Origin of the sequence: Janthinobacterium sp. BJB304 (assembly GCF_002735765.1) — a bacterium.
In the GTDB taxonomy this organism is placed as follows: Bacteria; Pseudomonadota; Gammaproteobacteria; order Burkholderiales; family Burkholderiaceae_D; genus Janthinobacterium.
Window position 1 is genome coordinate 44052 of sequence record NZ_PDZN01000020.1, and the last position, 13924, is coordinate 57975.

The 13924-nt window shown below is 55.7% G+C and carries 12 protein-coding genes; 10 read left to right on the forward strand and 2 right to left on the reverse strand.

The window, feature by feature from the left end:
- The first annotated feature begins 189 nt into the window (after positions 1-189).
- The 8 genes from CSQ95_RS21900 (at position 190) to CSQ95_RS21935 (ending at position 10277) form a co-directional block, all read left to right on the forward strand.
- Positions 190-1761 carry a UvrD-helicase domain-containing protein gene (locus CSQ95_RS21900; protein WP_180279133.1) on the forward strand — a complete coding sequence of 524 codons (1572 nt, stop codon included), beginning with the start codon at positions 190-192 and terminating at the stop codon, positions 1759-1761.
- A 249-nt stretch (positions 1762-2010) separates the two neighbouring features.
- Positions 2011-3207 (forward strand): ParA family protein, encoded by a 1197-nt coding sequence (locus CSQ95_RS21905; RefSeq protein WP_099411045.1) that lies wholly within the window; start codon positions 2011-2013, stop codon positions 3205-3207.
- Positions 3204-4355 (forward strand): ParB N-terminal domain-containing protein, encoded by a 1152-nt coding sequence (locus CSQ95_RS21910; protein ID WP_099411046.1) that lies wholly within the window; start codon positions 3204-3206, stop codon positions 4353-4355. Before CSQ95_RS21905 ends, CSQ95_RS21910 begins: the two co-directional genes overlap by 4 nt.
- Positions 4356-4683: 328 nt before the next feature.
- A complete protein-coding gene (locus CSQ95_RS21915; RefSeq protein WP_257218141.1) occupies positions 4684-5898 on the forward strand; it encodes a replication initiation protein in 1215 nt (404 codons plus the stop codon).
- Between the two features lie 562 nt (positions 5899-6460).
- Positions 6461-7099, forward strand: coding sequence for a helix-turn-helix transcriptional regulator (locus tag CSQ95_RS21920; protein WP_099411048.1), 639 nt, complete (start codon positions 6461-6463; stop codon positions 7097-7099).
- An 8-nt stretch (positions 7100-7107) separates the two neighbouring features.
- Positions 7108-7863 carry a YaaW family protein gene (locus CSQ95_RS21925; protein ID WP_099411049.1) on the forward strand — a complete coding sequence of 252 codons (756 nt, stop codon included), beginning with the start codon at positions 7108-7110 and terminating at the stop codon, positions 7861-7863.
- 163 nt (positions 7864-8026) lie between these two features.
- Entirely contained in the window at positions 8027-8632 is a 606-nt protein-coding gene (locus tag CSQ95_RS21930; RefSeq protein WP_099411050.1) for a hypothetical protein, read from the forward strand.
- Between the two features lie 10 nt (positions 8633-8642).
- Positions 8643-10277 carry a lactate permease gene (locus tag CSQ95_RS21935; protein ID WP_099411051.1) on the forward strand — a complete coding sequence of 545 codons (1635 nt, stop codon included), beginning with the start codon at positions 8643-8645 and terminating at the stop codon, positions 10275-10277.
- 164 nt (positions 10278-10441) lie between these two features.
- Here the strand turns inward: CSQ95_RS21935 and CSQ95_RS29285 are convergent, their stop codons facing one another.
- Both CSQ95_RS29285 and CSQ95_RS29290 read right to left on the reverse strand, forming a co-directional pair.
- Positions 10442-10660, reverse strand: coding sequence for a hypothetical protein (locus CSQ95_RS29285; protein WP_143450037.1), 219 nt, complete (start codon positions 10658-10660; stop codon positions 10442-10444).
- Between the two features lie 37 nt (positions 10661-10697).
- Positions 10698-11363, reverse strand: coding sequence for a hypothetical protein (locus CSQ95_RS29290; RefSeq protein WP_143450038.1), 666 nt, complete (start codon positions 11361-11363; stop codon positions 10698-10700).
- 410 nt (positions 11364-11773) lie between these two features.
- Between CSQ95_RS29290 and imuA the strand changes: the two genes are divergently transcribed.
- Together imuA and CSQ95_RS21950 are read left to right on the forward strand one after the other, a co-directional pair.
- Entirely contained in the window at positions 11774-12523 is a 750-nt protein-coding gene (gene imuA, locus CSQ95_RS21945; protein WP_099411053.1) for a translesion DNA synthesis-associated protein ImuA, read from the forward strand.
- Complete coding sequence (locus tag CSQ95_RS21950) at positions 12450-13922, forward strand: DNA polymerase Y family protein (RefSeq protein WP_099411054.1); 1473 nt, start codon at positions 12450-12452, stop codon at positions 13920-13922. Before imuA ends, CSQ95_RS21950 begins: the two co-directional genes overlap by 74 nt.
- Positions 13923-13924: the final 2 nt, after the last annotated feature.

The window sequence follows — 13924 nt, forward strand, 5'->3', positions numbered from 1 at the left end:
TTTTTTGGTATGTGAGCCTCTTTTGACCTTCCTTGTTCAATGATTTTCCAGCGCATTATTGCGTGTGGTTAATCACTTGCGCACTATTTTTAACAAGTTTTTAGCTGACGTATGTGCCCGGCCGGGAAGAACTCCTTCCCATCCGGGACTGCGTTCTCCCGGCCATTTTTTTACCTTCAGGAGAATGCTATGTCATCGATGACCCGTGAACAAATATCCGTAGTGGAAAACGAAAGCATGTTGCTTGCAGTCGATGCGTTTGCCGGCACAGGCAAGACCACTACTCTCGTTGAGTATTCGAAGTGCAGGCCGGATAAACGCATCCTGTACATTGCCTTTAACAAATCGGTCGCATCGGAGGCCTGCGCGCGGTTTCCGGAAAATGTGCAATGCCGAACCACCCACTCCCTGGCATATACGCGGGTGGGAAAACGTTATCAGGACAAGCTTGGCAGCCCAAAGGCTTGGGAAATTGCGCAGACATTTCAGTGCAATACCACACGGGCCAAGGATGCACTGCAGACCTTGTCCAACTGGTTTTGTTCTGCCGATTCTATGGTCGCGGAGGACCACCTGGATGTGGAGCTGCAGGGTGATCCGGCCGCCGCGGCCGACATCGTGCAACTCGCCGGAAAAGTGTTCGCTGCAATGAAGGATAAGCGGTCACCGATCAAGATGCCGCACGACGGGTATCTGAAAATATGGGCCCTCGAACTTCCGCTCTTGGCATTCGACATTATTTTGCTCGATGAGGCCCAGGATACGAATCCGGTGACGTTGGACGTGGTGATGCGGCAGGACTGTCAAAAAGTGTTGGTGGGCGATCGGCACCAAGGGATCTATGGCTTTCGCCGTGCGGTCAACGCGATGGAGAGGGTGCAGGCCAAATCTCGCGTTGCGTTGACGCAGTCGTTCCGATTCAGTGAGCAGATCGCGGATATCGCCAGTGCACTGCTCGCTGACTTTAAAGGGGAAGACAAGACCATCGTAGGACGTGCAGATATGACCAATGCCTGGAGCGTCGATCGGTCGCAACCATTTACGATCATCGGCAGAACAAACGCTGGCTTGTTCAGCAGTGCGGCGGAGCTGGTACTGGGCAACGACGTGAAGCTGCATTTTATTGGCGGCTTCGACAGTTATGTCTTCGGGAAGGTACTCGATGCCTATTTTCTATGGGCGGACGAACGATCAAGGATCACAAGTCCAAGCATCGGCAGGTTCAATTGTTTCGGGGATTTCCAGCAATACGGGGTGGAGGCTGGGGACCTTGAGATTGCGGCACTGGTGAAAACCGTCGAGCAGTACCAGAGCCAGGTTCCACGCATCTACGAAGCCATGAAAGCATCGCAGGTTAGCCTGCAAGAGAAGGCGGACGTCACTTTGACGACCGCTCATCGAGCAAAAGGCCTGGAGTTCGACCAAGTGCATATGCAGGATGACTTTATCGAGCTGCCACCGGAAAAGCAATACGATCCGGAGGAAATCAACCTCCTGTATGTGGCTTTAACCCGCGCAATCCACGCAGTGCGGTTGCCCGATAGCCTTACCCGTTGGCTAAGGGACCGGGCGCAACGGACGAATTCGGTGAATGCCACCGAAACGGTCGATGGCACCGAACGGTGGTATTCCCTGCAGGGCGAGATGTCCGAACGGGAGGCGTGGGTACGAGAAAACGTTGAGGCGTTTGATCGTACGTCGGCCGACGTCATCCGGTTTCTCCTTCAGAAAGTCGACATTCTGAGGGATGCGCTGGATTGATGTTGCATGGAAGACGCTTCTTTCGAGGCGTCTTCCCTTTTTATGTTGTTTTTAATGAAACTATTTGAGCTGGGAGGCTGTGGATATTCGAGCAAAATCGACATCTGTGCAATATTTTGCTTGTAAACCTAGAAAAGTTATATACGTTTTTAACTGTAAACGTTAAGATCCGGTCGCGTCATCGCTTTTTGATTTTTTTTGCAAAAAGCGGCGACGGTGACACAAACCACCAACCATTGAGGTAAGCGCATGTCCGCCAAACGAATTCTGCCTGCACGAAACATCGTCGATATCGACGGGTTGATCCGCATCGCTGATCGCGCGGAGGCCACGCTGCTGCAGCTGCGTGACGATCTGTTGGCACCCTGGCCAAGGAAAACGTCACCGATGATATCTGGCACGCGATTGGCTCAAATGTGCCATATCGAGCGCACGAAGCTCAATCATCTCTGCAGCAAGGGCATCATACCAGCTGGTCAGCTGAAGGGTAACGGCCGTAGCCGCATGTTCACCCTGGCCGAGGCGCGCGCCATCGTGCAGCAGATCGGCCCGCACAAGCGGCGTCCTGCCGGCACTCTCGGCCTTGTCGTCTGTTGTGGAAACTTTAAGGGCGGCGTGGGCAAGACCACCACTACAGTTGCGGTGGCCCAGGGGTTGACCTTGATGGGACACAGCGTCTGCCTGGTCGATCTGGATCCTCAGGCATCCACCACCACGTTGATGGGATTTGTGCCGGATGCGGAAGTGACCGAGGATATGACGGTGATGCCGGTGGTCTACGGCGACAAGGAAGATCTTCTGTATGCTGCACTGCCCAGCTACTGGGACGGTATTGACCTTATTCCATCGTCGCCTGACCTGTTTGGCGCCGACTATTACTTGCCCAACAAGCAGGCCAGTGACCCGACGTTCCAGTTTTGGGACGTCCTGAACAAAGCCATGCAGCCGTTGCGCGAAAAATATGATGTGATCATTATCGACACGCCTCCTACCTTGTCGTATTTGGCGCTGGCCAGCTTCATGGCATCCGACGGCATGATCATCCCCCTGCCCCCGGAAACCTTGGACTACGCTTCGTCGACGCAATTTTTCCGACAGTTTTCCGAGCTGTTCAATTCGATGCGACACGGAAAGCAGATCGACAAGGAATTCGAGTTCATCAAGATCGTGTTGTCGAAGGTGAAGTCGTCGGTCTCGATGACCGATATCGTCAAGACGTGGATCAAGCAGACCTACCCGGAGCTGCTGGGAACGGCCGAAATTCCGGAGACCGATCTGGTAAAAAACGCCTACGCGGAGTTCAAGACCATTTACGATCTCGAGAGCTATGACGGCAGCCAGCGCACTTACAACCGTGCGATCGAGGCGTTCAACGCCGTCGTGGCGGAACTCGACGTGTCCCTGCAGACCTGCTGGGCACACCGCGAAATGAAGGAAGCAGCATGAGTAACAAAGACGACAAGCGCCCACCGCGCGTCAATAAGTTGGCGGCGCGGCTGCTCGGCCAGACCGCCAACCTGGAACGCAATGTCAGCGAGAACCCTCCAACTCCGATCGCCAGCCAGCGCAATGTGACCATGCCCGGCCAGCTCGGCGCCTTCCGCATTGAGGCCCAGAAGTACCAAGCCAAGATTGACGAGCTGCAACGGCAGCTGGACGAGGCGGTGGCCAAGCAGGCTGACGGCGGCTCGGACGTGGAGTCCGCGGAACTGCGTGCGCGCCTTGAGCAATTGCAGGAAGCGAGCCGGGCCGAAGTTGAGGCGCTTAAAGCTGCGCTCGATGAGGCAGCTTTAAGTGCGGGTGTGCCCTTCGAGGCACCTGTAGCCCGTATCCGCAAAATTCCTGGGCGCCAGCGGCAACTGACCAATGCTGAGAGGGACGCGCTGTACGCTAACCTCGATAGCAACAAGCTGGTCACGCCTGTGACGCTCCGCCCTACCCCGGATGGCTGGTATGAGGTGGTATCCGGACATAACCGATTTGATTTTTACGTCGATCGTGGCCGTGCAACCATCCCTGCCGTACTCGATCTATCGGACGATGTGCACGCGGACCGTGATGCCTTTTACGCAAATTTGCTGCACAACAGCCTGACAGATTATGCGAAGTATGTGGGTTTCAAGAAACTGCTGGCCGAAGATCAAACGCTGACCGTTGCCGATGTCGCAAAACATGCCGGTTTGCCTCGTACTACCGTTGCCAATCTGATGGTGTTTGATGAATTGCCAGCCGCCGCAGCCCCCCTGCTTGATGCGCATCCAGATAAGCTCGGTCGCAATGCCGCCGCCGAATTGGCTGCGCTCAATGCCAAAGGCCATACCGAAGGGGTCATGGAGGCCATTCAAGCGATCATCAGCGGCACGTCCTCCCAGGCCGAGGCCGTGGCAATGGCGACCAGGTCATCTCGGCGTGCAGCTGCGCCGCGCGTAGCGCCGGCACCAGTGACCGTACGCTCTGGACGTAGCACGTACTGCAAGGTCCATCAAGCCAAAAAAGTGCTGCGTCTTGAATTTACCAGTGATGTCGATGCGGAACTGGCGATGAATGAAGTTACCAAGGCGCTACAAGTCCTGGCCGATCGCAGCAAGAAATGAGTGTTCGATGAACGAATTATGAGGACTGCGATGAAGAGCTAATCTGAAACGCTGACAATTTGATGCCCTAAAAAGCAAAGGGCCCGGCGGGAACCGGGCCTCTGCTAATGCTCTGGCAGTGCCAAAACATGAATCACGTACTCTTCAACCGTGATTCTAGTTGGGTGCTCAAGCCAGTGCAAGGGATTTTTTACGCCTGTCACTAGGCAACTGGAGCTCCCATGAAGAATCATGGCCGAGGTGAGTACGTGCTCGCCCAAAAAATTGAGCGTTGTACCGTGCTTGCGCTACACGCTGGCACCGTCTTGCTGCCCCCTGGGAGCAAGTGGTGAATAGCGTCGCTGAGCCCGATGTTCGATACTTCGAGCACGGTACCGCCCTGCACCGGGTGCTTCAAGAGGCGCCCTATATTCCGCGCTGCAGCGACAACAAAACGGCCACCCGCACTCGCCCGCGTGAGTACGCGGTGCGCTATCCGTACATGCAAATCAATCGGCCAGGCCTTGTCAGCTGGCTGATCTTTGACCTCGACCATGCAAATTCCATGGTCTGGGAAGATGTGGGCCTGCCGGCGCCAAATTTGATCGTACGCAATCGCGTCTCGGGCAATAGCCACCTTTATTATGCGATTACCCCGGTGTGCACGACCGAGGCCGCGCGCGACAAGCCTATCGCCTTCATGAAGGCAGTCTATGCGGCATTTTCGATAGCGCTGCGCGCAGATCCCAATTTTCACTCAGGACCGGTGGCCAAGACGCCAGGACATCCATGGTGGTCGACCGAAGAACTACATAGCTCCGTGTACGAACTGGGCGCCCTCGCCGATTACGTCGACCTGGCCGTGGCTGCCCCTTGGGCCAAGAGAGTCAAGGTAGACGACATTGCACACTCTCGCCATTGCCTGCTGTTCGAACATTTGCGTCACTACGCATACTCCATCGTCAACCGCGAGCGGCAGAGTGGGAACTACGACAGTTTCGTGCGTTGGCTCGATGCCAAAGCCCATGATTTGAATAGATTCACGCAGCAAGGCTTTGCCCAAGACTTGCCTGTATCGTCGCTGAGGGCAACGATTCGCTCGATCGCGCGCTGGACGTGGACCAATTACACGGGCAGCGGCCGCTGCAAACGCGGCATCATGCAGCTTGATCCGGATATGCCGCTTCCGGCACGCCAAAGCCTGGCTGCAGAACGCACGCACAGCGAACGGCAAAAGAGTACAGCGGACAGAATCCGTGCCGCCTGCAGGCTTTTACTACAACGTGGAGAGAGTCTTACCCAGATCGCGATCGGACGCATCGCCGGCGTAACCCGGCAGACGGTGGCCACCTACAAAACGCTTGTTGAACAAGCCCGCCAGGCTTTGAAAAACCCGGCCGCACCGAGCGCCGGCGCAGCCCCGACGGATGTTAAGTTTGCTACACATCAGGTACCTGCAGTGGGGGTTGCTTTTTTGCAACTTGTTCCGCTTGTGGGTATTGATGGCGCGGCTGGTCCGATTGCTGTTGTTTCCGATAGTGGGCAGCAAGTCGAGGACGGATAATTTTCGCGGCATCGTTATCTTTGGGTTGGTGTTGGTGGCAGCAAGTAGTCGGTTGCGTGCTGTTTGTGTTGGTTTTTAGGATGTTGAATTTATGGGTTTCCAAGTTAACCGGGCGTGGCGACGGGGGTTCCGTCGGGGCGCAAGCAAGCGGGGACGCCCGCGCGCGAAGGCATACTTATTACTTTTTTTGTTTTGTGGTTGTTTTGGTGCAGGCGGTAGATTGTGGCCGAGTACCTAAATCGTTTTGATTAGTTGCGACAGGATTGTGCTAATCAGGGTTCGTCTGTTGATCTCATATTAGCTAAATAGCCACTTTAATTGGGTGTATTTGATAAGGACGATATCGTCTTGAGCTGGTTATTTCTCAGGGCGTTTCTGACCTAAGCCTCTTGAACCTGATATTCGCAAAATGTTTCATGCTGACGTCAGGCTTCACTTGTAGCCGGTGGACAGCGTCTGTCCTCTGTCTGCTGCAGTTTCTTTCCAATCAACAAAAATCATTTGTCGCGGGAATGCAATCCGCCTACAGTTCACGTCAGCAAAACAATACGACGTGACTGACATGATGACCAATCCTTCTTTATCAGACGAACAAACAGACCCTCTGCAACTGCTGATGGCAGTACAGCGCCGCGCCCTGGCAGAAAACATGTTGGCTGCGATGGATGTGGCAGGCGCGCGGACGCGTGATGGCCAGCCAGGCAAACTCAATCAGAGCGATCTTGCGGCCGCCACTGGTATTTCCCGCAGCACTCTGTCGCGCTTTGTGACCGAAAACATTGACAAGCCTCCCAATCCCGATCTCGATACTTTGTGTCGTATCGCTCAGGCACTCAACATTCCTCCTTTTTTTCTGCTGATTGGCAAGTCAGATTGGGAAAAGATGGCCGAGGCCGTGAAAGCCTATTTGCTGGTCATGAATGACGAGGAATTGAGCGAAGCAATGAATAACTATACGCAGAAACATAAGGTACTGGCAGGTATTGAATTGGCGCATCGATTCGACCTGTACCAGCCAGACGAAAACGTGGTCGCCGCGAGCGACCGCCACGAAGAGATCCAAGCAGATCTCGCCCGACGTAGCGACAGTACCCGGCGTGCCATCCTCAGTGCGACGGCTGTGTCTCAGCTGTCTTCGCGCGAGAAGAACCGCGTGCTGTTGACGACGATCGGCGCCATCTTTGGCGCCATGCACAAGTAAGGAATCACATGAACACCTCCCTCCAGGACGCAGATTTATCGCCGCTTCTTCGCACCGGCGACCAAGATGACATCGCCATTCTGATCGATTTTTTGACAGATAACGGCAAGGGCCGCATCTCCATGGGCCGCGACGTGCGTGCTTTGCTTGTGACGGCGCGCGATGCCGCTGCCGTGGGGCACGCAGCCCAGGATGCTATCGTCAGTGAACTGCAGCGTTTCGGCGGCAACTCGCTGCTGAACATGTTGCGGGGCGGCAAAGGCGTGTCTTACCGGGAAATTGTCCGTGACGTCGCTGATCACCTGGATGTCGATTGCCCAAACGGGCAAGATATTGCCGGTATCGAAAGTGCCATCCTGTTGCAGGTGGTGGCGAAGTCGCTGGAAAAAATGTCGGATGATGAAAAGCAGCGTTTCTTTGCCCAGTTCAGCATGGTGTACGACGGTGCCATTGCGGGCGCTACGCTGGCCGCACTGGCACGGCTGGTGGCTGGTGGCGGCGTCGCTTCCTACCAACTGGCGCTCGTGGCGGCCAACGCCGTGGCCCGCGCCCTGGCAGGCCGCGGCGTAACACTGGGGGCCAATGCTGCTTTCGCGCGAGGAATTGGCGCCTTTGCCGGGCCGATCGGCTGGGCACTGACTGCCATCTGGACCGCTTATGATCTGGCTAGTCCGGCATACCGCGTCACCGTCCCCTGCGTCGTGCAGATCGCTTACATGCGTCAGAAAAACATGTTTCCCCGCTTGCAGCGCGATGCGCTTTAATAAGGATAATAGTATGTTTCATCATCAGTCACCGTTGAAAACCCTAGCGACGTTTGCTATCTCGTTTAGTGCCGGTGCGATTGCCCCGACGGCAGTCGTACTGTACTGCCGTTGGATGCAGTGCCGCGGTGTATGCCAAGCCTTACGGCAGCGGGGAGTTTGAATGGAAACCTGGCAAAAAGTGGTGGGCGGTGCGGCCTGCGGCATTGTTTGTATGGTAGCGCTGCCGGTGATCGCGCCGTGCGGCGCCATCACGGCAATCGGCGCACTGATCGGCGCCTCGCTTGGTGGCGGCGCCGCTTACGCTGCCAGCGAAGACGATGCGCCAGTGACCGAAACGGGCGGCTACTGCAGGGCCAAGGCGGAATATGACGTCAAGTTGCAGGAATTCATTGCGGCCCTGCAGCGCAGCACCGGCCACACCCTAGCGCAAACGCATTACTTTGATGTAATGCTGGCCTTGATAGGCGTCGGCATGGCTTGTGCGGGTGCACGTGCCCCCGACAGCGCAATGGCGATGTCAGTGAAAGAGTTTGCCGCTGGCCAGGCGCTGGCGTTTTTACCATCACCGATCCTGCATATGATAGATACCACGGTCGCCAGTCCTCCAACGCTGAAAACGGCTTACCTGCGCGCGCTTAAAGTTGCGGCGGGTGACTTGGCGCTCTTCGACGAAATGGTGTACCTGGTCGAGATGCTAGATGCGTCCACGAAGTCGTCGAACCAGTCCGTCCCTTCCGTGATATGGCGTCAACTGCGAGCCGCTTAAGGAGAACAGTATGTCAGAACGTTTACAGCGTTACCAAGCTCTGTTGCGCGCGCGCGCAGCAGTTCCTGTGGTGAGCTTATTACCTGCTCCTGCTGCTGTGCGCGGCTTGCACGAGCAGGACGTCGACCTCGACTATGTCAATGCACCTCGTTTCGGCGAGCAGTTCGAGCTGCATGCGTTGCCGGCGGCAGCGGCGTCGGTTGACGCGCTGCTGGCCGACCTATCAGCACAACTTGATGGGCAGCGCTGGACCAGCACCGTCGATGGCCTCAGGCGCAGCGTACTGCAGACCATCGGTGGCCAGTTTGGCGTCGGCAAGCTGGTCAGCGCGTTCGATCAGACTGGCGGCCGCGTCGATACCATCCACAACGTCCGCGCCGGAGTGTATTCCAGTGTGGACGAAGCGCAGCGTTACGCTGAGAGAGGCACTTACGACAGTGGAGCGTATCATCGGGATCCAGATTACATTGCTGCCAATCGACAGATGGCGGCCAGTTTAAAGGACGGCACACTTACCGATGCTTACACGGGCGAATCGTTTGCGCCATCGGATCGCCATGATCGCCAACGCAAGCCGCACCTGGATCATGTCGTCGCGGGCCGCAAAGTACACGACGACCCCGGTCGCGTCCTGGCGGAGCTGGGCGGCGCGAACCTGGCTGCCACCCGCGAAAACCTGAAGCCAACTGCGGCGAGCATCAACTGCGCGTTAGGCGACCGCAGCGCCACGCTCAACCTGCAGCGGCTGGCCGCTACCCGGACTGTGCGTGCCGAACGCATCGCCGCACTGCAAGGGGCCGCCACGCCACTCAACGACCGCCAACGTAAGCAGCTTACTAAGCTGCAAGCCTTGAGCCAGGTTGACGCCGCACGGGTGAAAGATGCGGAAGCGCAAGCCCATTTCTCCATTGATGGCCAGCTCAATCGCGCCTATTACGGTGGCGGGAAGTTTGCGCGAAGTGCGGCTGCCGCCAGTGCCACCGAGGGTGCCTCGATGGGCATGCAGCAAGCGCTTGGCGTGGTGCTGGTGGAGTTCTTTGCGGCGCTGTTCGACGAAATCGGAGGTCTGTACCGCCACGGCATGCAGGAACAGCGCTACATTGAAGAGGCGGCGGTGCGCCTGCGCCGAATCTCCGCACGCATCGCTGGCAAGTGGGAAACCGTACTGACCGCGTTTAAGGAAGGTTTCATTACCGGATTACTGTCCAGTTTGGTAACAACGGTGGTGAACGCCTTTCTTACTACCGGTAAGCGGGCGGTTCGTCTGATCCGCGAAGGTGGCTTGTCCCTGCTGCAAGCGGTACGCCTGCTGGTGTTTCGCCCGGAAGGTATGTCTGGTGCCGACGCAATGCATGCGGCCTCCAAGCTGATGACGGGCGCACTGGTGGTGGCGGGCGGGATTATGCTGGAAGAAGTCGTCGGCAAGTATCTGATTGTGCTGGGGCCGCTGGCTGCGGGCGCCACTGCGATTGTCGTCGGCTCGCTGACAGCGATCGTGGCGGCGCTGGCGGTCTACCTAATAGACCGGCTCGATCTGTTCGGCGCCGAACAGCAAGTGCGTGAGCGCCGTATCGACAGCATGATTGATGCGCGGATCGCGGCGTTCGAACTGTGCCTCGATGAATGGCCAGCGAAGGCGACGTGAAGGAATCAGGACGTAATGGGCAGCGAAGCAACTTGAGCGAAAGCGTCTTGCATGAGACGTCTTGGATTGAACGTGGCGTTACGAAATGATGGCCTCACAGTGCTTCGAATCAGTGTGAGGCCACGTACGCTTGTCCCAAGTCTTTTTTGCAATCGTTGCTTTGTTTATTCATGAGGCCCTGCAAAATGAACTGATGAGGCATGGCCGCATACCGAGCAGTTCTCAAACTTGGTGTAAGCACATTTGGTTATATCGCCGTTGGCAGTACAGGGCGAACAACAGCGCTGGTTGCACTCGGCGCAGATCGTGTCATATTGCCCGGCAAATTCGATAAAGGCTTCATTCATGTTGCCAACGTTTTCGATAGTTGTCTTGGAACTCATCACTTATTCCCTGGAAATTTATCGCGAATGATGTTTACTATTTTACGCACAAAAACACACCAGATACAGAGCGGCCTAGTCGATCTGCATCGGTGGCACAGGTAAGATTGGTGGCAATAATGTTCACGTTGTATGGACTGCAGTACTGTCTCGCATTGACCATCCAGTTGTTTTTCATACGTGCGCAGTCATTTGCATCCATGGGACCGGCTTCGCGGGTAACGTGTTCTTTTTGCGGAGGTACGGGAACTGAAGGCGGCGTTGGTATTAGCGGAGTTGGCTTGCTTGGCCCACTTGGAGGATTTGGAACAGGAGGAACAGGGGGAACAGCATCGTTCAAGATGCACACTTCTGCTGATATTGTGACTATCGCCGGGCGACTGTGATGTCTAAATGTATAGGAAATATTGGTTGGAGATGTAACGCCGATGGGGGGGAACGATCCAAAACCACACGTTCCGCCAGAGCATGCTACTTGTGGATTCTTGAAGAACGCCGATTTTTGTTTGAATGAGTCCGGCATTTCAAGCTGAATCGTTTGTGGTGGAACTCGTTCAGCCCACGTACTGCAATGTTTTACGCAATGGTTGTCTTTCGTCGTTAGCTGAGCTGAAATGCGGGTGAAACACTCGACCCCTGCGTTAGCAACGTTTGACAGGGCAATTGAAGTTGCGAAAATAGAAAACTTAATAATCGATTTCATGTCGACTCCGATAATTGTTGTTGTGTCATTCATGCTACTAGTGGGTTTTCAATTTAGCAAGATTATTGTGACGCACTGTTGTGATAAGGCTGACGCGGCTGCTGACAGATATTTGGAAAGTAGATTATTTGGTGCGGTTCCCATGTTAGAGGCGTCAACAGCTACTACGGTATTCGATCTGTGCCTTCGCACTGATACCGGAGAGAAGAAATGTGTGCTTGGCCGTGACCTCGGCCTCGACGTGGAGACCCTGTGAAGGTGGCGGCCATTCCTTGACCTATCTTTCCGTTCCGCTGCACCTCCCCTCCCCGCTTCCCCGTTTCAGCTGAAGCTGCCTCTTGCACAATCAAACAATCACGCATACACTGTATATATATACAGTATTATGTTGATAACGATTGTGCTCTCTCATGGCTTTGCTCTGCTCTCAAGTTTGCTCTGAATTCTCTGTGGAGGTCACTGATCCTCTGGTGATTTCACACGTCTGGCGGGCAAGTGAACTGGCAGTGTCACACGATGTCAGCTGTTCGTCCGGATATGCGTTGCTGGATGGAGAATTGCCTGGTGCTGGCTGGCCTCGTTCGTCGCTTATCGAGTTGCTGGTTCAGCAATCGGGTATCGGAGAGTTGCAGCTGCTTAAGCCATTGCTTGCCAAGTTGTCGGATAAGCAAAGAATTGTGTTGGTCCAGCCTCCTTATATCCCGCATTCGCTTGCATTCAAGATATGGGGCATTGATGTCGGTCGATTGCTATGGGTTCGGGCCCCCAGTACCGGGGACGCTCTTTGGACGACGGAACAAATACTTAAAAATGGTAGTTGCGGTGCTGTCGTGTTTTGGCAGAACCATATCCGTTCCGATTCATTGCGTCGCTTGAATTTGGCGGCCCAGGGCGCGGAAACCTTGTTCTGGCTGATTCGTCCTATGGCGTGCGCGAGTGAAGCTTCGCCCGCGTCTCTTCGGCTGGGAGTTCGACCAGCGATGGGTGGTGTCCACGTTGAAGTCTTAAAGCGACGTGGTCCTGTCTCCGATAAAACCCTATTTATTCCGCTTGTTGATATGCCTACTGGCCGTCACCCCGTGCATCATGAAAACGCCCCTGCTGTTAACTTTATACCTGCCGCTGTTACCGCTCGAAACGCTCCGCCCGTCTTGGTCTGATGCAGGCTCGTATGTGGTTGTGGATGGTGGGAAAGTGGTGGTCGCTTCGACAGAAGCGGTCGATGCCGGCGTGCGAGTCGGCATGCGGTCTGGTGGCGTGGCAACCATTTCACCTGGTACGATCATCTTGGATCGAGATATAGAAAAGGAATCGCGTGCGCTTGATTCCATTGCCATGGCCATGTTGCAGTTCACGCCCGAGGTTGCATTTACTGATGATTTCAGCTTGTTGCTTGATGTCGGTGCGAGTCTTGCGTTGTTTGGCGGTCCACTTTCATTGTGTCGGCGGGTACGCGACAGCATCCGCCGCCTCGGATTTACCGGGCGGCTGGGTGCGGCGCCGACGGCGGAAGGTGCCTGGCTGCTTGCCCACGTAAAGAGTGGACGGCATTCTCCGCGTAGAAGGTGTCTGCAATCTGCAACTCTAGCTTTCCGCCTTGACGGCTTACCCTGTTCACTTGTTCCATCCGCCGCGCCATTCCTTACCTGGTTCGATGGTATCGGCGCCAGTACGCTGAGCGATGTGCGGAAATTGCCGAGGACTGGACTGCTACGGCGGACGAGCAAACAGCTCTTGCATGCGCTTGATCGTGCGTATGGTGATATCGAAGAAATGCATCGTTGGATATCGGTGCCGGCGCAATTCTCCGCCCATATCGAAACCTTCGATCGAATCGAGCATGCGGAAGCGTTGATGCATGGCGCCACGACATTGATCCTGCAGCTCATAGGCTGGCTTGCTGCACGCCAGCTGGCCGTGATCACATTCAAACTGCAGCTGGAGCACGAGCGTGGTCGTTCAGCGGTGCCGCCGACACCTGTTGAAATTACGTTGGCCGAGCCGGCGTGGAAAGAAACGCATTTGTTGCGGCTGTTGAAGGAGCGCCTGGCCAAGACAGAATTGAGCGCGCCGGTTATCGGTTTACGGCTGGAAGTGGTACAGCTGGAACCGAGGCGGCCGCTGTCCGATCAATTATTTCCGGAGCCTAGCGGGTCGCCGGCTGATTTCACACGTCTGCTGGAACTATTGTCCGCCAGATTAGGTCCGGACAACGTTCTGGTCCCGGTACCGTCGCCCGATCATCGGCCCGAGCAGTGCAATAGCTGGGGGCCGGCCACGGTGAAAATCACTTCGACCAGCGAGGATGAGTTGGTGCTGGATCGTCCATGCTTTGTACTGCCCAAGCCCATACAGCTGCTGACGCGCGATGAACGGCCCTTTTATTTGAGCCCTCTCAGGCTGATACGCGGACCGGAGCGACTTGAGGCCGGCTGGTGGGATGCGCAGTCGGTCGCGCGCGACTACTATGTTGCGCAAGGTACTGATGCGACATGTTACTGGATTTACCTCGAGCGTACCGCGGATAGTCGCTGGTTTCTGCACGGATTGTACGCCTGACG